This window comes from Flammeovirga pacifica, assembly GCF_000807855.2.
Classification (GTDB): Bacteria; Bacteroidota; Bacteroidia; order Cytophagales; family Flammeovirgaceae; genus Flammeovirga; species Flammeovirga pacifica.
In genome coordinates, this window is sequence record NZ_JRYR02000001.1 from 3,565,925 (window position 1) to 3,589,498 (window position 23,574).

Annotated in this window: 23 protein-coding genes and 2 tRNA genes; 15 read left to right on the plus strand and 10 right to left on the minus strand. The window is 32.5% G+C overall.

Features of this window, described 5'->3' with window-relative positions; all coding sequences use genetic code 11:
- The 8 genes from NH26_RS13995 (at nt 1) to NH26_RS14030 (ending at nt 7,411) form a co-directional block, all read left to right on the plus strand.
- Nucleotides 1-1,326: a hypothetical protein gene (locus NH26_RS13995; RefSeq protein WP_044229002.1), complete on the plus strand. Its 1,326-nt coding sequence runs from the start codon at nt 1-3 to the stop codon at nt 1,324-1,326.
- A complete protein-coding gene (locus NH26_RS14000; RefSeq protein ID WP_044229004.1) occupies nt 1,301-2,191 on the plus strand; it encodes a DUF6712 family protein in 891 nt (296 codons plus the stop codon). Before NH26_RS13995 ends, NH26_RS14000 begins: the two co-directional genes overlap by 26 nt.
- Nucleotides 2,191-2,973, plus strand: coding sequence for a hypothetical protein (locus NH26_RS14005; protein ID WP_044229006.1), 783 nt, complete (start codon nt 2,191-2,193; stop codon nt 2,971-2,973). The genes NH26_RS14000 and NH26_RS14005 overlap by 1 nt, the downstream gene beginning before the upstream one ends.
- Entirely contained in the window at nt 2,951-3,448 is a 498-nt protein-coding gene (locus NH26_RS14010) for a hypothetical protein (RefSeq protein ID WP_044229008.1), read from the plus strand. Before NH26_RS14005 ends, NH26_RS14010 begins: the two co-directional genes overlap by 23 nt.
- Nucleotides 3,439-4,458 (plus strand): hypothetical protein, encoded by a 1,020-nt coding sequence (locus tag NH26_RS14015; RefSeq protein WP_044229011.1) that lies wholly within the window; start codon nt 3,439-3,441, stop codon nt 4,456-4,458. Before NH26_RS14010 ends, NH26_RS14015 begins: the two co-directional genes overlap by 10 nt.
- Nucleotides 4,445-6,238 (plus strand): hypothetical protein, encoded by a 1,794-nt coding sequence (locus NH26_RS14020; protein WP_044229014.1) that lies wholly within the window; start codon nt 4,445-4,447, stop codon nt 6,236-6,238. The genes NH26_RS14015 and NH26_RS14020 overlap by 14 nt, the downstream gene beginning before the upstream one ends.
- Nucleotides 6,235-6,783 (plus strand): hypothetical protein, encoded by a 549-nt coding sequence (locus NH26_RS14025; protein ID WP_044229017.1) that lies wholly within the window; start codon nt 6,235-6,237, stop codon nt 6,781-6,783. Before NH26_RS14020 ends, NH26_RS14025 begins: the two co-directional genes overlap by 4 nt.
- A 109-nt stretch (nt 6,784-6,892) precedes the next feature.
- A complete protein-coding gene (locus NH26_RS14030; protein ID WP_044229020.1) occupies nt 6,893-7,411 on the plus strand; it encodes a hypothetical protein in 519 nt (172 codons plus the stop codon).
- 45 nt (nt 7,412-7,456) lie between these two features.
- Here the strand turns inward: NH26_RS14030 and NH26_RS14035 are convergent, their stop codons facing one another.
- Entirely contained in the window at nt 7,457-7,819 is a 363-nt protein-coding gene (locus tag NH26_RS14035; protein WP_044229022.1) for a helix-turn-helix domain-containing protein, read from the minus strand.
- Nucleotides 7,820-7,965: 146 nt separating this feature from the next.
- Here NH26_RS14035 and NH26_RS14040 point away from each other — a divergent pair, with 146 nt between their 5' ends.
- From NH26_RS14040 to NH26_RS14060, 6 genes are all read left to right on the plus strand, one after another.
- Complete coding sequence (locus tag NH26_RS14040; protein ID WP_044229025.1) at nt 7,966-8,592, plus strand: hypothetical protein; 627 nt, start codon at nt 7,966-7,968, stop codon at nt 8,590-8,592.
- A complete protein-coding gene (locus NH26_RS14045; protein WP_044229027.1) occupies nt 8,592-12,191 on the plus strand; it encodes a DNA primase in 3,600 nt (1,199 codons plus the stop codon). The genes NH26_RS14040 and NH26_RS14045 overlap by 1 nt, the downstream gene beginning before the upstream one ends.
- Nucleotides 12,188-12,388: a hypothetical protein gene (locus NH26_RS14050; RefSeq protein ID WP_044229029.1), complete on the plus strand. Its 201-nt coding sequence runs from the start codon at nt 12,188-12,190 to the stop codon at nt 12,386-12,388. Before NH26_RS14045 ends, NH26_RS14050 begins: the two co-directional genes overlap by 4 nt.
- Before the next feature lie 450 nt (nt 12,389-12,838).
- A complete protein-coding gene (locus tag NH26_RS25275) occupies nt 12,839-13,018 on the plus strand; it encodes a hypothetical protein (protein WP_044229030.1) in 180 nt (59 codons plus the stop codon).
- Nucleotides 13,019-13,197: 179 nt separating this feature from the next.
- Nucleotides 13,198-13,626 carry a hypothetical protein gene (locus NH26_RS14055; protein WP_139263065.1) on the plus strand — a complete coding sequence of 143 codons (429 nt, stop codon included), beginning with the start codon at nt 13,198-13,200 and terminating at the stop codon, nt 13,624-13,626.
- 7 nt (nt 13,627-13,633) lie between these two features.
- Nucleotides 13,634-14,182, plus strand: a complete 549-nt coding sequence (locus NH26_RS14060) for a hypothetical protein (protein ID WP_044229034.1) — start codon at nt 13,634-13,636, stop codon at nt 14,180-14,182.
- A 42-nt stretch (nt 14,183-14,224) separates the two neighbouring features.
- Here NH26_RS14060 and NH26_RS14065 read toward each other — a convergent pair whose 3' ends face one another.
- The 8 genes from NH26_RS14065 to NH26_RS14100 all read right to left on the minus strand — a co-directional run bounded on the left by NH26_RS14065 (nt 14,225) and on the right by NH26_RS14100 (nt 21,497).
- Nucleotides 14,225-14,554, minus strand: coding sequence for a hypothetical protein (locus tag NH26_RS14065; protein WP_044229036.1), 330 nt, complete (start codon nt 14,552-14,554; stop codon nt 14,225-14,227).
- Nucleotides 14,529-14,834, minus strand: coding sequence for a hypothetical protein (locus NH26_RS14070; protein ID WP_139263067.1), 306 nt, complete (start codon nt 14,832-14,834; stop codon nt 14,529-14,531). Before NH26_RS14070 ends, NH26_RS14065 begins: the two co-directional genes overlap by 26 nt.
- Nucleotides 14,835-14,959: 125 nt before the next feature.
- On the minus strand, nt 14,960-15,652 hold the full coding sequence (locus NH26_RS14075) for a GP88 family protein (protein WP_139263069.1): 693 nt from the start codon (nt 15,650-15,652) through the stop codon (nt 14,960-14,962).
- 704 nt (nt 15,653-16,356) lie between these two features.
- Nucleotides 16,357-16,884: a terminase gpP N-terminus-related DNA-binding protein gene (locus tag NH26_RS14080; protein WP_044229042.1), complete on the minus strand. Its 528-nt coding sequence runs from the start codon at nt 16,882-16,884 to the stop codon at nt 16,357-16,359.
- An 18-nt stretch (nt 16,885-16,902) separates the two neighbouring features.
- Nucleotides 16,903-18,090, minus strand: a complete 1,188-nt coding sequence (locus tag NH26_RS14085) for a tyrosine-type recombinase/integrase (protein WP_044229044.1) — start codon at nt 18,088-18,090, stop codon at nt 16,903-16,905.
- Between the two features lie 221 nt (nt 18,091-18,311).
- A tRNA-Arg gene (locus NH26_RS14090) sits at nt 18,312-18,385 on the minus strand.
- Between the two features lie 25 nt (nt 18,386-18,410).
- Nucleotides 18,411-18,484, minus strand: a tRNA-Arg gene (locus NH26_RS14095).
- A gap of 190 nt (nt 18,485-18,674) precedes the next feature.
- A complete protein-coding gene (locus NH26_RS14100; RefSeq protein ID WP_044229601.1) occupies nt 18,675-21,497 on the minus strand; it encodes a serine hydrolase in 2,823 nt (940 codons plus the stop codon).
- 254 nt (nt 21,498-21,751) lie between these two features.
- Here NH26_RS14100 and ahcY point away from each other — a divergent pair, with 254 nt between their 5' ends.
- Nucleotides 21,752-23,062, plus strand: coding sequence for an adenosylhomocysteinase (gene ahcY / locus NH26_RS14105; RefSeq protein ID WP_242427330.1), 1,311 nt, complete (start codon nt 21,752-21,754; stop codon nt 23,060-23,062).
- Nucleotides 23,063-23,259: 197 nt separating this feature from the next.
- Here the strand turns inward: ahcY and NH26_RS14110 are convergent, their stop codons facing one another.
- Nucleotides 23,260-23,469, minus strand: a complete 210-nt coding sequence (locus tag NH26_RS14110; RefSeq protein WP_044229598.1) for a hypothetical protein — start codon at nt 23,467-23,469, stop codon at nt 23,260-23,262.
- Nucleotides 23,470-23,574: the final 105 nt, after the last annotated feature.

A 23,574-nucleotide genomic window follows, 5' to 3' on the forward strand; every position in this document is an offset into this window, starting at 1 on the left:
ATGAAGCTCTCACATGGATTTGTAGGAAGTACGAAGATGAGTACTTCTTATACTGACGATCAAAAGAAGTTTTTACGAAAACAGAAATCATCGAAAAAAAACACAACGAAGCATGTACCTTATGGTGATGCTGATGATTTACCGAACCATCTTATTGAATTAGTAGGAAGGTCTAGTATTATGCCAGGTCTATCTGAGTTTTGGGAAGGAGTATGGCTTGGTGATGGATTCAAGACTTATCAAAAGATTGTTGAAAATGGTAAGATCAAAACAGTTGAATTTTTTGATCAAGAACTTCAAGATTGGTTAGATTCCTCAAGAGCTGAAGAAGTGATTCTAGATTTATTACCTGATTTTTGGGCAACTGGAAACGCTTATTGCCAATTGGTTTTTACAAAAGGAAATAAGGTTGACTTCTTTTTTCATAACGAAGTAGTAGACTGTAGAGTGACAGAAAAAGACAAAGATGGACTTTCGAAATATATTGTTATTGATTCATGCTTTGATACTGCTAATACAGAAGTGAGTGAGGAGACACATAGACAGGAAGTAGCGAATATCAAAACGAACGAGAAGAAAGCGATACAAGATAAAAGAGGCGTATTTCACATCTTTAGAAAGAAAGCTGGAAAAAGATATTATGGTCTTCCTGTTTGGTGGTCAGAGGAGACAGAAAAAGCATTAAATGTCAGTCATTCAATGTTTACTTTCAAAGATGAAAACCTCGAAAATAGCATCAATGCAAAATACCATATTGAGCTATTTAATGATTATTTTAAGGAGAAGTACGGAGCCGAAAAAACGGAAGAAGAAATCAAAGAAATCAAACATCAATTGGTGAAAGATGTACATAGCAATATAACCAATCCTGAAAATGCTGGTAAAACGTTGTGGACAGATTTTACCATCGATAAAAGAACAGGTGAAAAGATTTCAGCCATCAAAATTTCTCTTATTCCAAATGACTTGAAAGATGATGCTTATTCTAAAGCAATTGATCAGATTTCAGGAGTATTGGCAATGACTACGAATACTAATCCAGGATTAGCAGATTTGATTGTTGGAGGAAAGTTAGGAGGTGATACAGGTTCAGCTGTACGAGAGTCTTACAATGTAACAGGTAAGACGAAAACGAAGATCAACAGATCATTATTATTAAAACCATTCAACTGGGCGATAAAACATAATTTCCCTCATTTGAAAAATGTATACATTGATTTTGCAAGCTTTCAATTAACCACAACTGATAAAGTAAAATCAGGAGTACAAGACACTTCACCAAATAAAACAGAAGACCAAAATGCAACTACTAATAACGGAGAGTAACTTTGCGGAGTATATCGATATTGATGAAGATTTCGATTATAATACTCTTAAGCGTTTCATCAAAAAAGGAACTATTGAATTTCTTTTAGATCAAACATTTGGTATTGGTCAAGAACTGTATGATCATTTAGTTGGTTTAGTTGCTCCTTCAGAAAAAGAGACTACGCTTATTGATTATCTATGTACCTGTTTAGGTGATTATACACTGTCAATTTTTGTTAGAAAACATGCAGTAGATATTTCAGCTGGAGGAGTAACAGTCAATAAATCAGAACACGTACTTCCAGCTTCTGATGCAAAGATTGATGCACTTGCAAAAGAATATGAAAGTGGAGCTTTTACTTTTCTTGAAAAAGCATTTGAATTCCTGGAGCACAATCAAGATGATTTTGAAGTATGGAAAAATTCGAATGCTTACACAACGAAGTATGATATTTTGGTAAGCTCAGTTATTGAGTTAAGAGCAATGTTACCAAAACTCAATACTCGTATAATGTATATGAAATTGAGAGGTTATTTGAATGGAGCTGAATCAAGTCTGTTTAGAACAGAACTAGGTAGTATGCTTGATATTATCAAAGTTCAAAAAAGAGATAATTCTTTAACAGCTGAAAATGAGAAAATACTTCTTCCTTTACAAAGAGCAATTACTTACAAAGCCTATTCAGTGTATTGTGCTGTGGAAGGTGATATTGAAAAAGCGAATCAACTTTTAGAAGGTGTAGAACCTTCAGTAATAGAAGTTTTGGATCAGATTAAAAATAACCCTGATTTATATCCTGAATACCCTCATCATCCTGAATTTTTTGATAGAAAAATAGGGAATGATGATGAAAACTATCCTTCACAATTTGTCACATTCTAATGAAAGAGATCAAACTACACTACTATATTCAGCGAGAAAAGAAAGAGGTAAAAACCATTGCTGCAAAGATTCCGGAAAATTGGGATGAATGCTCTTCAGGTCAATTAGATTTCTTATTGGGGTTTAGAAGAAAGTATCAAGGTAATGAAGGGAAGATAAGAGTAGTGAAGTACCTTTTTAACCTTAAAAAAATACAGCTACAGTTTATTCCTTCAGATATTTTAGTATTACTACAAGAACAAATAGAGTGGGTATACAAGGATAAGAAAGTGTACTATAATAGGTATGAAAAAGCTCATGGTTTGTTTGGTCCAGGAGAGTCACTAAGTAATATCTCTCTTATCCAGTTTGTTCATGCAGGAAATTATATTGAAGCCTATTTGAAGGATCAAAACTACCTCAACCTTTGCAGAGCTGTAGCATGTTTGTGGCTTGAAAAAGGGAAGAAGTATAACCTTGGAGACACTGAAGAAAGAGTTGTGAAAATCAAGAATAAATGGACACCTACTCAAGTAGAAATGTCTGTCATGTATTTCGCTACTATGAAGGATGCTTTCATCAATAAAATCTACTATGATGTATTTCATGGTGATGGAGAAAGTTCTGAAGAATCAAATACAGATCCATGGTTTTCAATGATGCATGGCCTTGCTACACATGGAAGCTTAGGAACCTTGGAGCAGGTGCAAAATGAGAATATTCATAATGCTTTGATGACTTGGCAAGAGATTATCAAAAGCAATAAACAATTACAGAAAAATGCAGACACTACAACAGTTTAGAACGTACTTTAATACGTTCTTAAAACACCCCGAAATTAATGCCGTTTTTGTAGGAAGTATTGATGGTTTCTTAGATAAAATTGAAACTATTTCTCGTAAAAATTGCCCTCTTCTTTTCGTAAACTATCCATACCGACAAGGTATTGAAATGAATACTGCAGAAAGTGAACATGAGAATTTGAGTATTACAATAGGTCTCTACAATACGCCATTGATGAACAAGAAATCTGATGAAACAAAATTCAATGAAATATTTGAACAGCTTCACCCGGTTATTTCTGATGTGAAAGCAAAGATCAGACATGATTTTCAAGAGGAAGAAGAGCTTTTTGAAGTTGGTCATTGGATGAGCAAAAAAATAAAAGGTCCAAATGAAAGCTATCCAATTACAAAAAAGCGAATGGTTGGCTGGAGCTTGGAAATTGAACTAGGTTTTGAAGAAAGACACCCATATAATTCAACGTTATGGCAATAAGCATATCAGTAACATCAACAATACTTACAAAAAGTAGAAGTGGTACAGTAAACGTCAATACAGATTTAAATGAGCGAAAAGGTGTGAAAATTGATACAGATAAGTCCAATTGGAATACGCCTAATTATGCTGAAGGTATTGAATTTTCAAAAGTAGGAGCAGGTTCAATTTCCATCTTTATACCTGAAATAGCAGACTCATTTCTTGAACTTCCTTATCCAGCTGATAACAATGTTAGTTATGAACTATCAACTGTTTATGCTACAATGCCTTTTAGAGCTTTTTCAGATGGAGGTGAAACACTTGACTCAGATATGTTTATAGTCAAAGCAGGTTCAAAAGATAATAGTGTTTCAAGTTCCCACATCAATGGTATTTTACAAGGTGATGGTTATAGAGTTAAAGCGAGTAAATCTACTCGATTATGTTTCTCAGCAAAAAAGACAGCTAATGCAGATTTGACTGTTACAGCAACCGCTTATTATAGTGATGGTGGTAGTAGCTCAAAGAGTCTTTTCACAATATCAGGAAGTGATAATCTCATTGTAAATTTTGCAGGAGGTTTTGATCAAATAGGTTTATCAGATACGAATAATAATGCTGTTTTTTATACTATTAGTATTGGGAATGATATTCATTACATAGACTTAAAAGAAGGTTTCGAACAAACATTTACCTTTTTCAATAAGTTTGGAGGTTTCTCAAATATCGTTTGCTATGGTATTTACCAAGATGAATTCAAAACAACAAAAGAAGTAGCTGTAGTTGATGAAGGTTATACTCAAATAATAGAGAAGTTTAATATTCACACCAAAAAACATAGAACCTTATCTACAGGCTATGGAGTGAATTGGGAAGTAGTACATGACTTTCTTCAGTCAGAAGCTATATATACATTTATTGAAGATACCTGGAGGAAAGTAATAATAGATGCTGATTCAGTGAAAGGAGAAGAGCAATATAATCCTGGTAACTTTACTTTTAAATATTATGACAATGTACAAGCTTGAGGTATTACATAATGATAACTATGAAGCTCTCGATCTAGGAGAAGACAAAATAACATTAGATCTGAAAAGCTCTTTTTTTGCTTTTGAAACAATAGATACTTCAAGGTCACTTCCTTTTTCTCTTCCAGCATCAAGAAAAAATAAAAGACTATTGCAGTTTTTTCATAATATGGATAATAGGAATAAACCATTCCGTATTCCTACAAAATTGTATTTGAATTTAGCTGAAGAAGGAGAAACAGGTGAATTAAAAGTTAAATGGACAGGAAGTAAATTTGATTGTACTTTATTTTTAGGATTAGGGAGTATTGCAAGTAAACTGAAAGTTGATTTTACTGAACTTGATTTAGGGGTGATAAATTTCACTTTTTCATGGTTAAGACCTGAAACTCAAAATGAGAATGATAGAAGTATTAACTCTATGATTCTTACATTAGAAAAGCATGACAATGAAGGAAATATATTAAGCCAAATATCTATTGATTCTAATGATTTAGTTACTCAAGGTACATTTGACGATGATTGGAGAGACTGGGAAGAAATTAATACAATTTTAGCTGATGCAAGTGAAGATTGGGGGCAGTTTACATTTAGTAGACCAAATCATTCAGAAATTTTTTGTGAGTGGACTGGTAGTGTTAGAGTAGATCGCATTACAATGGATGTATCAGCACCTCATAATCAATTATATGAATTTGTGAATGGTAACTTCCATACTGAAAGAAGAGAGTTTCATAGACCTTATATATTAGATAATTTAAATACAAATCATACTGATGGTTATTGTTTACCTTTTGGACTAGGGGAAACATATACAAATGATGAAGATGGTTTAGATTATTATGAGAATATCAATGGTTTCATTGATTACGAATCATCAAAAGTTATTCCTTGTCTTTTCATTTCTTATATTCTAAGAAAATTGGGAGAAGCTCTAGGAATTTCAATCAAAGGTTTTTTTGAGGAAAGCACAGCTCAGAAGCTATGTTTTTTAGGTACACAAGAAATTCAAAATTTTTTATATTTTCAGTTTAACGAACAGTTACCTGTAAAGACTCCAGCTGATTTTTTGAAGGAATTGACACAAGTGTTTTGCCTTACTATTCAAGTCAATGAAGAAGGGTTGTTGTTATCAAAGAAACAGGATGAAGTAAATAGAAATAGTCAAATATATAGTCTAGATTCTGTAGAAAGTAAATTTGGATTAGAACTCAAAAAACAAAAGCTAAAACTAGGTTGGGGGAAAGTGGAAAATAGTAGTGATGTGGATCCAGTTGTGGAAGTAGAACCCGAAGGCTTATATTATGATGCTACTGAAAAAATATCTAAAGTAGCAGCTGCAGGAATAAAAACCTCTTTAAATCTAAATCTTAATTTACCTGATTTTAACCTTCCTGATTTAGGACTAGGAGAAGAGGAAGAAGAACGTGTGGAAATCAGACCTTATTTTGTTGATGTTGATGACTTACAATTGTTTATAGCAGAGTTTGATATATTTGAAAACAAGCTTTATGCTTTATCTGAAAATAGTGACATATCACTTACTTTTAAAAAAGATTTAGGGAAATCACTGTATAATCTATATTGGAAGACCTTTGCAGAAGCTTTAATGATTTATCAAGAGGAGTATACCTTTAAAGGACGTTTTAATATCATACAATTGAAGCAATTCAATATAGATCAAAAATTCACTTACAAAGGGTACACTTTCTATCCAATAAGTTGTAAAATCAATGCTTCATCAAAAACATTTGAATTAACAGCAATAAAAGAAAGATGAGTAGTATAGCAGAATACCAAAGAGAAGTCGCTAACGATTGGGCTGACTATGTTATCTATAAGATGGCACAAGCTTTAGCTCAGTCGGGAGTAGGTGTATCACGAAAAGATATATTGAAGCTAAACAATGCTTTAGTCAGAGATTTAAAAACAAGTGAAGGAGGTTATGCATTTGGGATTAAATTCGCAGATGCAGGACGTTATATAGATATGACTCGTATCAATTATAGAGGTTCCGGTCATTCTTCAGGACAAAGTTTTTTAGATACTCTAAAAGATTGGGTAGAAACAGTTGGTCCCGACAACTTTAAATATGTTCCTGGTTATAAAAACAATCCAAAAGCAGCAGCAGAACTTACAGTAGATAAAAAGATTGAACGTATTGCTTTAGGTATTTTTAAGCATAAAATGGATAATAGTTCACATGATAGAAAAGCATGGTGGACCAAAGAGTTTTATGTAGCCATTCCTTCACTTTATGGAAAGTTGGCTCATGCTTATGGTGTAGAGACTGCTAGAACTTTTAGGGAGATTGCAGAGAAATAGATATTATTAGATTTTATTTAAACTACTATCTTTTATGTACTTAGTATAGATAGGAACTTATGTAATGGGTTAGTAAATTAGATGATTATTTAAAATAAACTAAAATACAATGATGGATTTCTTTTTGAATAAACTTCTTGCACCAATGATTATGTTTGGTATCAGTACATTATATACTTTGTATGTTCAACGTAGAGGGGAAAAAGAGAGAGATAAATTGAAAAAACAAGAAGAGATATTGAAGAAGAATATTGAATCTATGAGAGAAAATGTTGAAGAATTTTCTCTAGATGCAATTAATATATCTAAATTTTCTGAAGCTATTCATGATGAGCTTTTTAGGCATAGGAAAGAAAGGGAATCAAGACAAATCAATCCTATTGACTTCAAACCAATCAGCTTTGATAGTGTCAATCAAAAAGCAAAATCTCCATATACAATTGATGCTCCATTTAAAAAGAACTTTCAAAACGCCATTGAACAAATTAATAATGAAAACGATAGAATGTTAGAGTGGGCAAATAATTTAATAGAAAATAGTAATAAGTTTCTTAATGCTACTGATGAAGAAAAGAAGGAACTAAGAAGAGAAGCAAGAGAAGCAAGGGAAGCAAGAGAGAAAGAGTAAACTGATATATATTAGGTAAAAAAGCCCCCATTATGGAGGCTTTTTTTATTTCCTATTTTTTAAATTCTCAATAATTTTTCGAAGCTCTTCATTCATATTATTACTCTTTTCAAGCTTACCATATAACTCATTGATTCTTTCTATTGATTCATAATACTTTTCTTTCCAAGGGTTCTCTTTTTCAACTTTAGTAGTTTGATTTTCTATAATTCTAAAATCATCTTGAGATATACCAAAACCATTTGTGACTATTGAAAGCTGTTTTTCAGACCATATTTCATTTTCTAATAATCGCTGAATTGTAGACCTATGTACTCCTAATAGAGCAGAGGCTTCATGTTGAGTTATTCTTCGGTCTCTAAGAAATTTACGGAGTTTTTCACCATAGTGGTTGTTGTGATTAAACATTGTTCATAGGGATTTAAGTGATAATCAGGAATAAATATTGAATCATTTGATTCTTTTTTCCTATATTTGAATTACAGTAAGATGCATTAAAATACATCATTTTACTGTAAAGTACATCAAATTTAATGAATCAATAAGTATTTCACATGAAAAAAGAAGGCAAATCTATCTATTTAAACACGAACATTTGGGGTAAGGTTGATTCAATATTGATTCAGACTTTTGACTTAAACTCTCAAAAAATCAAACAACCCTTTATGCGTGAACTTTTTACAGCTATGATTGATTTAGCTGATGAAATGGTGAAAACACACAGTAACAAATATGAATTGATTGTTGAGATCAATAACTTGAAAGAAAGTTATAAGACAAAAACTGAATCTAACATCAATGAATCTCAAACAACGACTATTAAAGATGGAACAACAGACGACGAAACTTGTTGCATTGGAAGATCTATTGCAAAGGTTAAGACAGCACAAAAGGCATTACAAGAGATTGGGAGAAGTGGAGGAGATGGAGAGAGTTACTGGGAAAACAAAGAAAGTACAAGCAGAGATAACAGACATCAAAAGGGAGATAAGGAGCATGCCGAGCTTCAAGAAACTATTCATGATAGGAGGAGCAGTACTTCTGACTCTATCAATAGAGCTTCAAATGTTTCCGGAGCAGGAAGACTTTTGCAGAGTGAAAGCGAAGAGCATGAGAGCAAAGGTAAGAACCAAGAAAAAAGAATCAACGATTTAAATAATACATCAAAAGTATCTGAATAATGATCGCTAATGAAACAATTGAAGCGGTCAGAAACTTACCAATTGAAGAAGTAGTTGATCGCTATGTAGAACTTAAAAGAAAAGGGAAATATTACTTTGGTAAGTCTCCCTTTTCTGAAGACAAAACAGCCTCTTTTTCTGTAACTCCATCCAAAGGAATTTTTAAATGTTTTTCCTCTGAAAAATTTGGGGATGCAATCAAGTTTATCCAGGAACTAAAAGGGTTGTCATTTACAGATGCTGTAAAGCAAATTTGCCAAGACCAAGGAATTCAACTTCAGTACATACAAACAAATATTTATTCAGCTGAAGAAAAAAAGAAACGTGAAGAAGCTAGAAAGAAAAAAGAAACTACTCAGATAGTTTTAAATTTTGCACTTAATTTTTTCTTAGCTCAAGATTTTCCTGACAAGTTTAAAAAGGTTAGAAAATTTACAGAAACAATAATTGATCAGTATAAGGTTGGATATGCTCCTTATGGTAATAAGCTTTTTGAAGCCTTACAAAAAGAACAGTTTGATTTAGAAGTCTGCATTGAAGCTGGTCTAATTGGTAAGGGTGATAATGGGTATTATGACTATTTCAGAGGAAGGGTAATTTTCCCAATTTTTGATGACTGGGGACAAATACTTTCCTTTACGGGAAGAACCGATGCTTATTATTTCCCTTCAGATGTTGAAGCTCTAAAAAAAGAGAAAAAACATATACCTCAAAAATATTTTAATTCTCCTGATTCTGTTTGGCAAAAAGGGAAACACCTGTATGGTTTACATCTTGCGAAAGAAGGTATAAAAAAATATGAATTTGCAATTTTAGTAGAAGGTACTACTGATGTTATGCGATTAGCACAACATGAGTATAATAATGCAGTGGCCCCATGTGGTACAGCTTTTACAGAAGATCAAATAAAGCTTTTAAAGAAATATACTGATAACGTTCTTATCATTGCTGATAACGATATTTCAAAAAGAGAAGGAAAAAAAGGGAAAGGAGTAGCGAGTATGGAAGAACATGCTGTTCGTTTACTTCATGCAGGTTTTAAGAAAGTAGATGTTTTAATTCCTGAAGTAGAAGGAACAGACCCTGATGGTTTTCTCAAGCTAAAAAGAAAGAATGAGGTAGATAAATTCATTTATGCTAAAATGAGTTTTTTAGATCATTACCTTTTAAATTATTGTACAGCTGAAGGAGCAGCAGGAGCAGCTGAAAGAACGGATGCTATAACATGGGCTGGAGAAGTAATAAGTAATATTCCTGATGAATTATTCCGACAAAGTGCGTATGAAAACTTATGTAATAAATGGAAGCCATTCAAGCATTTTAAACTACCTAAAAAGCAAGAAGAAATTACACTTCCTGAAGGTATTGGTCAAGAGTCTAGAGATGATTTCTTTGAATTTCAGTTCTATGAAAAAGACAATAGCTATTACACCTCAGAAGGAAAAAAAGGAGAACGTAGAATATGTGCTTTCACGATGCAATATCTGTATTTTGTTGTAACAGATGATATTCCTTTATTCATTATCAGATTTAAAAATGCTTTTGGTAGAATAGCAGTAAAAGCATTCACTTCAGATGCTACAATTGTAGTTAATGAGTTTAGAAAGCAAGTAGCAAGAATCTATGGTAGATTCATATTTGAAGGAAAAGAAGAAGATCTGAATAAGATTAATATGAAGTTAAGAGGTGGCTTAAAAAAAGCAGAAGAGCCTCAAGTTATAGGTCATGATAATCATGGTTTCTATATTTTTGGTAATGGTATTTTGAAAGATAATCAACTATTAAAGCCGGATGAATTTGGAGTTGTAAGAGTCACATTTCCTATAACAGATAATGACTCATTCATGAAAATAGAAAAAGATACTGTTATTGATATAGCAGGTAAAGACTATTTGATTGAAGATACTGAAAAAGCAAAAAATGACCTGGGGGATAAACTACCCTCACTTATCAAAAACAAACAAATTAATAGATTAAAGTTTTTCTTCCTTCCATTTGCTGACAAAAGAGGAATTGTTCCGGAAGGTGATTACAGAGCACAACAACTAATGATTATTGATATGAATTCAAAGCTAACATTTGAAAGCTGGTCAAAACATCTTAGAGATGTACATGGTGACCATTCTATACTTATGACAGGATACTACATAATGTCTCTCTTTAGAGATGTGGTTTATGATCATAATAACAGCTATGCACCTTTATTGAGTTTGTTTGGTCCTCCAGGTACAGGAAAAAGTACAGCAGGCCGTTCACTAGCTAGAATGTGGGGAGCAAACCATTGTGAAGAAGAAGGGATGAATATTAACAATGATACAGCAAGGGGTATTGAAAGCTATGTGAATAAGTTTAGCAATACTATTATGTGGGTGAATGAATTTTCAAGACAATTAGGAAAGGATAGTTCAGCTAAACTTGAGCTTCTGAAACAATTTGCTGGAGGTTCAGAAAGAAAGACAAAAACTACAAAACAGTATAAAAGCAATAATGCTAAAAATAGGAATGGGACAATCATTTCAGGACAGGATTCAGTAAACTTTGATCCTGGTTTAAATGACCGTTGTATTCCTTTGAAATTTGAACCTGTAGCACACAACAAAGAAGCTTTTGCAATACTAAAAAATCATGAATCTTCAGGACGTTGTACAGCAGTTACAAGAGAGCTTCTAAACTATCGAAATGTATTTAGTGATACCTATATAGCTACAGCGGGCAATGTTCGAAGTGAATTAGAAAAGCGATTACAAAAAGAAGTTGAGAAAGGAAGATTGACCAATTTTCCGGACGAAAGAATTATTCTTAATGTAGAATCTGTAGTAGCTCCAATTGTTGTTTTTAAAGATCTTTTGAAATTTTCATTCACAGAAGAAGAGCTTTTTGAAGAAGCTATAAAAAATATCAAGTATAAGGTATCTATCAAGAAGTCTAATAATGAAGTAGCAACATTCTTTTCAGTTATTGGTGCAGCTGGACTTGTCTATGGTAATCACTATAAAATTGAAAAAGAGAACGATGGAACGGGCCGTAATAAACTATTCTTAAGATTAAGAACAATTATGCCTCTTTATAGATCGGCATCACAAAGACAAGGTATGTCTCCTTTTAATGAGAGTGACATCAAAGATATGTTATTGATGCATAGAGCAGCAGACAATAAAGAGAAAGTAGAGGAACGCTTTAAATTAGGTGATAGAAATAAATGGGTGAATTTCCCCCGTATCAACAAATACAGTACTTCAGCTTTAGTATTGGACTATGACATTCTATCCAATGAAGGATTAGACACACTGAATAAAGAAGTTGGAGGAGCTGAACCTATGAGTAGTAATAAACCTGATGAAAAGACAGAGAAGAAAACAGATACTCCTAAACACCCATTAGATGAATACTTTAATACTGATAAAATAAAAGTCACTGATTTTACAAAAGCATATATACTTAAATCAGGAAAAGGCTCAGTAGATGGCCATAAGTATATAAATGGTATGATCAGAAAGGGACTAGCAAAACGGGTGCGCATAGCTTGGCAAGAGCTAAACGAAAACAATCAAGAAATACAAGTATCACATGAAACAATTGTAAAACTATTTAAGAAATGACAACAAAAGCCCAATTAGTAGTTTCAGAAATAGCTCATTCTGAAGCTAAAGAAAAATCAAATGATTCATTGCTTATGAGTAAGACATTTAAAAAATGGAAACTGGAAGAGAAAAATAATGATGGAAGGTTTGATGGAGCTATAAAGTATATAAAAAGAGATATTAAACAATTAAAAGGAAATGTTAGTTACAGTTGACTTTAATAGAAGTATTCTCTCATTAGATGAATATTTCAGAGAAACAGAAGAAAGAAGGATTGATTTTACTTATTGTAAACCCAAAAGAGAGAAAGAATCAAACTATCAGTTTTCAAGGCAGAGTCATAATGCAAAGTATAAAAGAGTAAAGTAATATAGTTAGTTTTTGAGTCTAGAGGTACACGTTATTGATGTGTACCTCTTTTTTTATCTTAGAATAATACAATATATTTCAAAGTGTTAAAATAACTAAACATATTATTTGCCTACACGGGTATGTAGTGCTTTTTAGGTGTTTTTCATTTTATATGGGGGTATGTTTCCATGAGTTTCCAAGGTTTTAACACGAAGTACAAATTCTTTTATATATATTATTCTATTAATCAATTACTTATATATATCTAACTAATAGAATAGTTATATAATAACCTTGGAAACTCTTGGAAACTCATGGAAACAACCCCTATTTTCTTGGAAACTCACCCTTATTTCTTGGAAACAGGTCTGTATTCTTGGAAACTCAAGAAAAAACAGCAAAATCGAGTTTCCAAGATTTGGGGGGTAGTTTCCAAGATTACACCTTTCTTGGAAAGTGCTTTCCAAGGTGTTAATGTATTGATATTTAATTAATTAAGTGTATAAAATAGTGATTCTTGGAAACTTGGAAAGATTTCGGGTGGGGTATGATGAAATGAAAAGTTTTTTTGAGAAAAAATTGTGAGGTTTCTTGATATTTATTGGATTAATGAAACTTTTAATATTATTTAATTATATTATATTTGGGTATTAATCAATTAAAAGCAAACTTGATGACTTCTAGAGGCGGTAAAAAAGATCACACTTCTAACTATAAAAACAGTAAAAACTATAAAAGGAACCAACAAAATAAGAATAGGTATCAACCTAATATGTGGGGATTCTTAAGAGATGTAATTATTCAATCTATGAATAAAGGCTTGATTTTGCCTTTGTTTGGAGGATTGGGTATGTTACTATTATTAAGTAAAATGTCAGAGGAAGCTATAGATGAGTTAGTGTTCAAATTATTAGAGTTATTTACAACTAGTTATGGTCTTGGAATTGGTTGGATTGTTGCCGTATCACTAGCCTATGGTTGGTATACTAACAGTAAAGGATTAAGAAAGTTACATCAAGCAGAAATAGAAAGATTATCTCAAGAGAAGTCAGATTTGCAACGAAATACATTAAAAACACGTTTAAGTACAACTACAAAATAATAAAATTATGGCTATAGGTATATTAATTTTTACTCTATTCGCTATTTTCCATTTTGTTTATGAAGGAATTATACTTCCAAACAAAAGATTAGAGTACAGATACAAATTATTTGCTCTTAGAGATCAATTAAGAGTATTAAAATCGAATAATGAGAAAGAATTAAATGATGAGTTATTTTTAATTCTTGATGACTCAATTAGTACTACAATTCAATATCTCCCATATTTTTCATTATCTTTTTTAAGAGATGCTGAGAAAATACTAAACAAGGATGATAAGTATATTGAAATTGTTGAGGAAAGAAAAAAGAAGTTTAATAACTGTAAAATTGAAGAATTTCATGAAATAAAAAATAAGCTTTCAGATTATAGTTTTGATGTTTTAGCTTTTAACTCAGGGGGATGGTTACCAATTGGTTTTCCTGTTTATCTTTTAGGTAAAGTATTCCATTCATTAGCAGGTATTTTTAAGGAAATGAAAGAATTTTCAAAAAATATACCTTTTTCCTCAGAAAAGGAGTTTAAAAGACTTGATCATTCAAGTTTAGTTTGTTAAAAAAAGGCTTCATTCGAAAATTTGAATGAAGCCTTTTTTATATCATTCCCCCTCACTCAACCCACTAATAAACTTCTCATAGCTTTCATCATAAAACTTCTCATACTTCAGTAGCTCCACATGTAACACCTCCATTCCTCCAGGAGTAATAACAAATCTTTCAAAGCAATCTTCAGTAGTACCAATTACCCAGTTGTTATGTAAAGTACCTATATCAGTAGGTTCAAGAGTAATCTTATTTACATCTTCTCCAGGATAACTTATAAAAATCATATTTGCACGAATGCAAGTATTTACAATTTGCTGAACAGATGTATTAAAATGATCAGCAGCTTCCTGTACTGTTTTATTTATTGATCTTGATTTTGTCATGTTCTTCTAATTCAGATTTTGAGTAAGACATACCTTTGTAAATTTCGAAATTATCCATTGAAACGAAATCTTTTTTTTCTCTAGAGAAATAGGTTTGAAGAGTATTAAGACTGATGCCAGTGTAAAGGGCTGCAGCTGCTACTGAGCTAACAAATTTGAATTCGTTGGTTTCAGTATTTTTTATGAAAATTGTTGCTCTCATACTATAAAATAGGGGTTGCTTTTTTTTTAGCACAACCGCACTGCCCCGGAGTAAAGATACTAATAAAATACCACTCATACAAAATAATGTCACTATATTGTATATGTTTTTTACTCCTTTATAAGGGCGTGCAATTATACGATTTTCAAACTTTATTGATTATTGAGATTGTACCCCGAAGGGCGAAGAAGAAAGAAAGTTTTTTAGGCTTTCTTTCTTCTTCTTGAGAAGACCGCTTTAGACTCCTCAGATCCTTTTGCTTGGGTTCCATGAAGAAGAAGAGCGAACTTTTCAACTTTTGGATCATAAGCGAGAGAATCATCTGAATCAATCGGAATTCCCATTTCTTGAGCTTCTGAGGGGTATTTTACTACCACCGCCTCTCTGAGTTGATACTCATTGATTAAGTGATCGTAACGGCCTCCTCTCGAAGCGGTCAACACTAAGTTATCAGGGATTGAATCAAGACATTCAATCCAGTAGTTTATGCTTTTAGTGTAAGCATAAAAAACAATGTCTTGATTTTGTCTTGCGATCTCAACCCATGCTTGAAAGTAATTTCTATTAAAGAAATCGCCACTTGCATGAATTCTGAATAGTTTCTCTCTCCTTCTCAGGTCTCCGATAACGTCCTCAGTGATCTTTTCAACCATTTGATCTTTGCTAAGCTTCACAAGCTGTATAAAGTTGTTATTTCTTGAAGTCCTAACATTCTTTCTTAAGCTCTCAATAGAAGCTGCAAAACACCTAAACTTTCCTTTTTGCTGAAGCTTTCCAGTTTCTTTATTTGCTTTTGCTAAACAATCTAAAGCACCTGGGCAACTGTGGCCGGCTGGAAGGTTAAAATTAGGAGTATCTCCTAATTTTGTGTTTGACCTTGAAACAGTCAATCTCATCATGTCAATTTTAAGTTTGGTTAAACTCTAAATGAAGGCGTTTCCCTCATTGTTCTATACAAATATACGTCACTATATTGTATAAAGCAACTATTAAGTACAAAAATATGACACTATTTTGTATATTTTCTTTTAATAAAAAAAGTTGTACAAAATAGTGTCATTATATTGTATAGTAACAAAATAATGCGTAACTTGAGGACGGGGGAGTGTGGTCGTTTATAAAAAAAGCTCCCAATTTGATTTTCAGTTAAAGAATCAATTGATTCATTTTAAATAAATCATTATATTAGAAGCTCATTAAGTCACTAATGATACATTTGAAGATTATCATTTTAGAGTTGTTCATGGAATGTGAACAACTCTTTTTTTATTGCACTTTTTCCACTTCTTAAATCTGAGGAAGTAAAAAGACATAACGAACACTAAGTGTATGTTGGTAACTACTTCCACTTCTTAAATTTGAAGGAGTAACTTCTTAAAAAATGAGAACTCATATAAGTTATTATTAGTTATTCTTTTAATACATATATAATTATATCTTTTAGGAAGTGATTTTTAGAGGTTGGATGGAATCCGAAAGTTTAGGCAAAGAAAAACCCTCAAACTTGTTATGAACAAGATGAGGGCCACTGCTTAACGATTCATGTTGCAATAATAATACTTTACATTTATTTACAAAAAAGTGCAAAGTGTTATTTTTTTTACTGCCAATCTGTGTTTTTAAATTCCTCTAAAACTCTTTTTTCAAAAAGTTCGTGGTAATCATCTTCAAAGTAGTTGTAGACAGTTTGGAATTTTAACCCTAACATTATGGCAATTCTTTCAACGTTATACCCTTGAACTAACCTTACAGCTCCAAAAGTTACTTGTGCTCCCTTTACAGTTACCTTTTTTTTCAGCTTTTGGAGATCTTTGATTTTCTTCAATTGTTCAGATAATTGAGATATTCGTTTGAACTCCTTTGTAAGGTTACTTTCAATGAACTCTTTTAAAAAGCTCACTTGATTTGGAGACATTGATATTCCAATAGGTCTATTGTGTCTATTGACCTTTACTAAGGTTTTTTCTTCATGTGAAACAATCATTTCATTACTGAAGTTTTGGACTTCATCGAATGACATACCTGTATAGACAATGCAGACAAACCATTTCCTTGCAACTTCTACCTTTGGATCTTCAAAAGTTGTTTGTTCTAATGTTTTAAATTCCTGTTCATTAAGATATTCCATATCTCTATATTTTAATTTTTACAATTGACCTACTTTCATTGCTTCAGTTACCTCTCTAATAATCTTAGTGTCTTGAACCCTCATGTAGTGTTCTTCTGTCACCCTTGAGTCTTTATGACCGCACATTTTTGCAACAGCTTCTTTAGAAACACCAAGATTTAGCCATTTAGTAGCAAAGCTTTTTCTACCAATTTTTGAAGTGAAATCTTTTTCAATTCCTATCACCTTGGCAATTTCCTTAAAATACCTATTAATGCAGTTAAGGGAAACTTTAGGCATATGATGTTCTCCATATTTCAATAGAATGTTTTCAGCTTCTTTTGAAAAAGGGAGTATACAGGTTTGTCTTTGTGATTTCTCTCTTTCAATGCTGATCATCTTCATACCTGACTCACTAATATAAGTGTGAATACGTGTGTCAAAGTTCTGCATTTCCTTGTAATGGAAGCCTGTCTCATACATGAACATTAGATAGTCTCTGTACTTTGAAAGTGTCTTAGAAGAAAACTCATAGTGTTCAATGGTCTTTATTTCACTATCATTTAGGTAAGTGAACTTTGAAGGCTCACCTTTAGGAGCTTCGCATACTCCAAAAACATCATATTTGATGAACCCTTTTTTAGCCATTACATAAGAAAATTGAAAAATGTCTGTGACAGCTCTTCTTAGTGTGTTTTTGTTTAGAGGCTCACCATTATCTTTTCTATAGTCATTTAGAAAATCGATGTATTCCTCTATAAAATACCGATTTAGTGCATCTAATCTAGTGCCTTCATAATTCTGATTTTTAATGAATGTTTTGAAATAGTTTAATCGAGTAATGATGCTTCTCATACTCTGTGGTTTCACTTCTTTTTTCTTGATTTGGATAAACTTCTCTAAAGCACTGGATACATTTGTATAAGTACTTGTTTGATTGTTTATTTTTAAAAAAAGGTCTTTTACTTCATTTGAAGTTGGTAGTTTTCCATGTTCCGCCCTGTATTGATTGATCAGGTCTTTGATTTCTAAATTGATGAGATTCAGTGTGTTGTTCTCATGTTTGTAGTCTCTACCTTTGACTTGTTGATTTTTCCCATCCCAGTTTTTTTGGGGGACAATTAGTTTTGTTGAAAAGAGGCTTGATCGATCATTGCCGATTACAACACGGCAATTAATGGATACGTTTTTGTCTTTTACTTTTCTCGATGAAAAAGCTGCTCTCATTTTTTAAAAGTTTGTTGTTCATATTGTAACAATTGGCTGTGTTAAAAAAAAATAAAAAGTATCCAGTAATTTTTTGGGAAACAGGAATGCTTCCAAAATGTGCAAATTATAAAATACTGAATGTTAGTCTTTTAGTGATACGTTAATTTATTATAGCATGAAAAAGGGTTAACAACTTAATGCTAACCCTTTTGTTCTCAGTCTATTAGACCTTGTTTTAGTGACCTCGCCAAGATTCAAACTTGGAACCTTCACAGCCGTAATGTGATGCTCTATTCAGTTGAGCTACGAAGCCATTTGGCTTTAATAGGAAAAAGTAGTGACCTCGCCAAGATTCAAACTTGGAACCTTCACAGCCGTAATGTGATGCTCTATTCAGTTGAGCTACGAAGCCATTTATAGGTGCTTTTTCCTTTAAAGCGATGCAAAAGTATGAGGAATATTGTTACCAACCAAATTTAAGTCACGATAAATTAACAACAAATGTCAATATTATCAGTAAAGGTCTCTTTGGTTTTTTAGTAACTAATTGATAGGTAGTATAATAAGTGATATTGAATTATACTTCAGAATCACCAATAGACTTACTTACTATCATCAATCATTGCTTCATAAATAGCCCCTTGAATATTTTCTCTAATATTTTCTTTGGCTAATTTATTATTTCTTGCGGTGGGATAGACTCTATTTGATAAGAAGATGTACACAATATTGTTATCAGGATCTACCCAAGCACACGTTCCTGTAAAACCAGTGTGTCCAAAAGTGGATTTAGGAGCTAAAGGAGACGTATTTCCTTCATCACCTCTTAAAGGAGGTTTATCCCAACCAAGTCCTCTCCTATTTTTGAATCTTTTGTAGGGCTGTCTATTGTATTTATTTAAAGTAGCTTCATCAAAATATTGATGCCCACTGTAGTATCCTTTTTGAAGGTTCATCTGCATCAAAATAGCCAAGTCATGTGCATTAGAGAAAACCCCTGCATGACCTCCTACTCCGCCCATTAAGCCAGCTGATGGGTCATGAACAATACCTTTCATTAAAGATTGACGGTAATTGATATCCATTTCTGTTGGCGGAATCATAGAACTTTTAATACCTCGTTTCAATGGTAGATAACCTAAAGTTCTTGTACCCAAAGGTTGGTATACATGGCTCTCCATAAATTCATTGATAGGTTGCTGGGTAATTTTTTCAATTGTTCTTTGTAAGAAATAATACCCTAAATCGCTGTACCAATATCTGTAGACATCTTTGGTGTATCGTCTTCTGGTAGAAATTGGAGCATCTAGTAGCCATTTCCACATACAATCTTTAATGCTATCTGTAGCATATAAATTAGGAGTGATCTCTACATTAAAACCTTTCTTTTTATAGGCACTAATGTAGGTAGGATCATATTTTTTTGTTTCTTTATCGTATACATGCCCCCAGAAATAGTAGCCACCTCTTAAAGGAGCTGTATGCGTTAAAAATTGTATCAGTCGGATATTAGCTTTATTGGTAGTATCAGTTTCAGGTAAATAATATTTTAGGTGTTGATTTACATTAACCGAATCATGATAATCTAACATCATCATGGCTTGAGTAGTAGATGCTACTTTGGTGATGGAAGCAATATCATAAATTGTTTCATTGGTGACTGGTTTTTCTTTTTCGTAAGTGAAATATCCATATGCTTTTTCAAAAACGATTTTTCCATCTTTGGCAATAACTACTTGACAACCTGGAGTAGCTTCCATTTCTATGGCATTTAATGCTATACTATCCACTAAATGATGTAGCACCTTTTGGTCTAACCCAACAAAGGCAGGTGAAGCATAGCCTAATCGTCCAATGCTTTTTAGCTTATCGCCTTGATGTATTTTATATTTTGAAGAAATTTGAACGGGTAAGGTAGCATTTGCTGAAATAGTACCTGCAATAAGCTGTGCCGTTGCTTCTTGTGCTTCTTTTTCTGTGGAGTAATTAATGATGGTGTTTCTACTGTCACTTAGGTATTTTAATCCAGCGGGTTTGCCATGTAAAGCAACAATAACCTTTGTTTTTTCCTGTAATTGTTCTATCAATTGTTCGGTGGCATAACTTACACCAAACCTATGTTTAGAAGAGTTTTGATGACAAACAATATTAATAATCACAAGATCTTTATTCTCGCAAGACTCTAACAACAAATTCACTTGAGCAGTTGAGAAACTTGAATTTTCTATTCGATGATAATCATAATCAATAAACTTATGCATCATATCAGAAAAATCATCTTGAGTTCCCTTTAACCCTATACTAATGACTTGATAGTCTTTTTGATTTAAAGAAGATAAAGGAATGATACTATCTAAATTATGGAGTATGGTAACCGATTTCTCAAAAGTTTCATTAGCAATAGCGATATAATCTGTATGCTGTTCCTCAACTTCTTCAAGGTGTGCTTTTTTCTTTAGATAAAGTACTTTATTTACCTTAGTATTGATATCCTCTTCTGTTAACGTGCCTTTTTTAATGGCTACTTTAATACCATCTATCACTTCTTGATAGAAACCTGATAGAGCAATCATATCATGTCCACTAGTTAAAGCATTTATCGCATTTTCTACGGTTACAGCAGCATTGTTACCAGCAGATAAGTTACCAGTAACAATCACACCATTGTATTGTAGAGAGTCTTTTAAGAAAGTAGTTACAGAAGTATCAAAAATTGGTGCTTCAAATAGGATGTCTGTAGGATAAATGTATTGAATAGAATCACGTACTAATCCCTTTAAAATATTTATTTCTCTAAAGGTATAATCACCTATATTTTTTAAATAGCGAAGTGATGTTCCCGCTTGAACACCGAGTTGATTAAGACCTTTTACGGCAGCGTGATTTTTAGAAAGAGTATTTCCACCATCTTCTCCAAAACCATAAGAATTATCTTTTTCAGGGTTGATAGATAAGCTTTCTGCAACATAAAAATCAATCTGATGATGGCGACATGCATCTGCTATTCCTTTATAACTATTAAAAGCAAAAGCATTACTTTTTATCGCCCCTAGATTATAATTGTCAGGTAAATATTGATATTTTTTGTCAAAACACTTTATTCCTTTTTGATTGTATACTCCAAGGAGAACAGGTAATTTATTAGGAAGCTGATTTAGATTTTTAAAATAAGTATGTAGTGATGGCTGACAATATTCATCAAATAACAAGGCCCCGAGTTGATTCTCTCTACCTAAATTTTTTAATGATTTGTTATAATTATTGGTGATACCAAAAATTAACTGCCCAATTTTCTGATCTAATGTTAAATGAGAGGCTAGACTATCTATATTACTAGCTTTTGCGGTACTAGTAATAATGAATAGCAATACCGTAAAGATGGTAAGCAGTTGTTGAATTTGTTTATTTCTGTTTGATAGCGACATTAAATAACCTAGGTAATAACCTCTAATTTGTAAGAATCTACAGTTTACGAAAATAATACTATTAAATGAATTACTTGAATAGATCTTTAAAACTTTAAGACAATATTAAGATGTTTCAAAAATTTTGCCGTATTTCAAAACAATTTTATGTTGCAAAGTTGTTATAAAGGAGCATGTTTACGAAGAACTATCTCAACTTGAATAAATTATTCGTAAATTTGCAAACTCAAAATTATATCTTAAAAAATATTACAGTGGAAAGTACAACAGCGAATTACAAGGTTAAAGATATATCTTTAGCTGATTGGGGTAGAAAAGAGATTGAATTGGCTGAAGCAGAAATGCCAGGTTTAATGTCTTTAAGAGAAGAATTTGGACCTTCTAAACCTTTACAGGGTGCTAGAATTGCAGGGTGTCTTCACATGACTATCCAAACAGCAGTTTTAATCGAAACTCTTATCGAATTAGGTGCAGAGGTGACTTGGTCATCTTGTAACATTTTCTCTACTCAAGATCAAGCTGCTGCTGCTATTGCTGCTGCAGGTATTCCAGTTTATGCTTGGAAAGGTCTTTCAGAAGAAGAATTTGATTGGTGTATCGAACAAACGTTACACGGATTTGAAGGTGGTAAGCCACTTAACATGATTCTTGATGATGGTGGAGATCTTACTAACATGGTATTAGACAGATACCCAGAATTAGTAAAAGATATCAAAGGTATTTCTGAGGAAACTACTACAGGTGTTCTTAGATTACACGACAGAGAGAGAAATGGTACTTTAGCATTGCCTGCTATTAATATCAATGACTCAGTAACTAAATCTAAATTTGATAACAAATACGGTTGTAAAGAATCTTTAGTAGATGGTATCCGTCGTGCTACTGATGTTATGATCGCAGGTAAAGTAGCTGTAGTTGCTGGTTACGGTGATGTAGGTAAAGGTTCTGCAGCTTCATTAAGAGGTGCTGGAGCTAGAGTTATCGTTACTGAAATTGATCCTATTTGTGCTTTACAAGCTGCAATGGACGGTTTCGAAGTAAAGAAAATGGATGATGCAGTTCTTGAAGGCGATATCGTTGTAACTACAACAGGTAACAAAGATATTGTTGTTGGACGTCATTTCGAAAAAGTGAAAGACAAAGCTATCGTTTGTAACATTGGTCACTTCGATAACGAAATCGACATGGCTTGGTTAAACGAGAAGTATGGTCACACTAAAGTAAATATCAAACCTCAAGTAGATAAGTACACTGTGGCTTCAGGTCATGATGTGATTATTCTTGCTGAAGGACGTTTGGTGAACTTAGGTTGTGCAACAGGTCACCCATCATTTGTAATGTCTAACTCATTCACTAACCAAACATTGGCACAGTTGGAGTTATGGCAAAACACTGATAAGTATGAAAACAAAGTTTACATGCTTCCTAAACACTTAGATGAAAAAGTAGCTCGTCTACACCTTGCTAAAATTGGTGTTGTATTAGAAGAGCTTACTGAAGATCAAGCAAGTTATATCGGTGTAAAAGTAGATGGTCCTTACAAAGTAGAGCATTACAGATACTAAGAATAGGGTAATCCAACCTTATTTATGAATATATCCCCTATTGCATTTTTGCTGTAGGGGATTTTTTTTTATAAATTTCTAATAAAAAGTAATCAAGCACACATCAGAATTGTAATCTATAAAACAACAAACTTATAGGATACAATAATTTATCTCCTCACTCCTAATTGCTAACTCCTAACTTAAAAATACTTCTGTTACTCTTCATCAATTTCTTCAATCAAAAAATCTTTTCCTTTTCCATATTCATAGAGTTCACTCATCTTACATTTTTCTAATGTGTCAAGTAATTTGATCAAAAAATCATCATCGGAGATCATTTCTAATGTTTCAAAAATAAACAAATCGTTATAATTAGTAAGTCTGTATTTTCTACCTACACGCATTGTATTGATACTAATGGACATAATTTTGCTTTTATTTTAAATAAAATGTCAAATATATTGACAATGTTTAAAAATTGATCTACATTTACAATGTGATAAAATTAATCACATAAAAGAACTTCTTTG

Bases quoted from the DNA above. Each gene is read 5' to 3' on its own strand.
- NH26_RS14065 (WP_044229036.1), bottom strand. From the start codon at position 14,554: ATGACAAAATCAAGATCAATAAATAAAACAGTACAGGAAGCTGCTGAT.
- NH26_RS13995 (WP_044229002.1), top strand. From the start codon at position 1: ATGAAGCTCTCACATGGATTTGTAGGAAGTACGAAGATGAGTACTTCT.
- NH26_RS14020 (WP_044229014.1), top strand. From the start codon at position 4,445: ATGTACAAGCTTGAGGTATTACATAATGATAACTATGAAGCTCTCGAT.
- NH26_RS14030 (WP_044229020.1), top strand. From the start codon at position 6,893: ATGATGGATTTCTTTTTGAATAAACTTCTTGCACCAATGATTATGTTT.
- NH26_RS14080 (WP_044229042.1), bottom strand. From the start codon at position 16,884: ATGGAATATCTTAATGAACAGGAATTTAAAACATTAGAACAAACAACT.
- NH26_RS14000 (WP_044229004.1), top strand. From the start codon at position 1,301: ATGCAACTACTAATAACGGAGAGTAACTTTGCGGAGTATATCGATATT.
- NH26_RS14050 (WP_044229029.1), top strand. From the start codon at position 12,188: ATGACAACAAAAGCCCAATTAGTAGTTTCAGAAATAGCTCATTCTGAA.
- NH26_RS25275 (WP_044229030.1), top strand. From the start codon at position 12,839: ATGGAAACAACCCCTATTTTCTTGGAAACTCACCCTTATTTCTTGGAA.
- NH26_RS14070 (WP_139263067.1), bottom strand. From the start codon at position 14,834: ATGAGTGGTATTTTATTAGTATCTTTACTCCGGGGCAGTGCGGTTGTG.
- NH26_RS14010 (WP_044229008.1), top strand. From the start codon at position 2,951: ATGCAGACACTACAACAGTTTAGAACGTACTTTAATACGTTCTTAAAA.
- NH26_RS14035 (WP_044229022.1), bottom strand. From the start codon at position 7,819: ATGTTTAATCACAACAACCACTATGGTGAAAAACTCCGTAAATTTCTT.
- NH26_RS14015 (WP_044229011.1), top strand. From the start codon at position 3,439: ATGGCAATAAGCATATCAGTAACATCAACAATACTTACAAAAAGTAGA.
- NH26_RS14085 (WP_044229044.1), bottom strand. From the start codon at position 18,090: ATGAGAGCAGCTTTTTCATCGAGAAAAGTAAAAGACAAAAACGTATCC.
- NH26_RS14110 (WP_044229598.1), bottom strand. From the start codon at position 23,469: ATGTCCATTAGTATCAATACAATGCGTGTAGGTAGAAAATACAGACTT.
- NH26_RS14025 (WP_044229017.1), top strand. From the start codon at position 6,235: ATGAGTAGTATAGCAGAATACCAAAGAGAAGTCGCTAACGATTGGGCT.
- NH26_RS14055 (WP_139263065.1), top strand. From the start codon at position 13,198: ATGACTTCTAGAGGCGGTAAAAAAGATCACACTTCTAACTATAAAAAC.
- NH26_RS14100 (WP_044229601.1), bottom strand. From the start codon at position 21,497: ATGTCGCTATCAAACAGAAATAAACAAATTCAACAACTGCTTACCATC.
- NH26_RS14040 (WP_044229025.1), top strand. From the start codon at position 7,966: ATGAAAAAAGAAGGCAAATCTATCTATTTAAACACGAACATTTGGGGT.
- NH26_RS14005 (WP_044229006.1), top strand. From the start codon at position 2,191: ATGAAAGAGATCAAACTACACTACTATATTCAGCGAGAAAAGAAAGAG.
- NH26_RS14075 (WP_139263069.1), bottom strand. From the start codon at position 15,652: ATGAGATTGACTGTTTCAAGGTCAAACACAAAATTAGGAGATACTCCT.
- NH26_RS14060 (WP_044229034.1), top strand. From the start codon at position 13,634: ATGGCTATAGGTATATTAATTTTTACTCTATTCGCTATTTTCCATTTT.
- NH26_RS14045 (WP_044229027.1), top strand. From the start codon at position 8,592: ATGATCGCTAATGAAACAATTGAAGCGGTCAGAAACTTACCAATTGAA.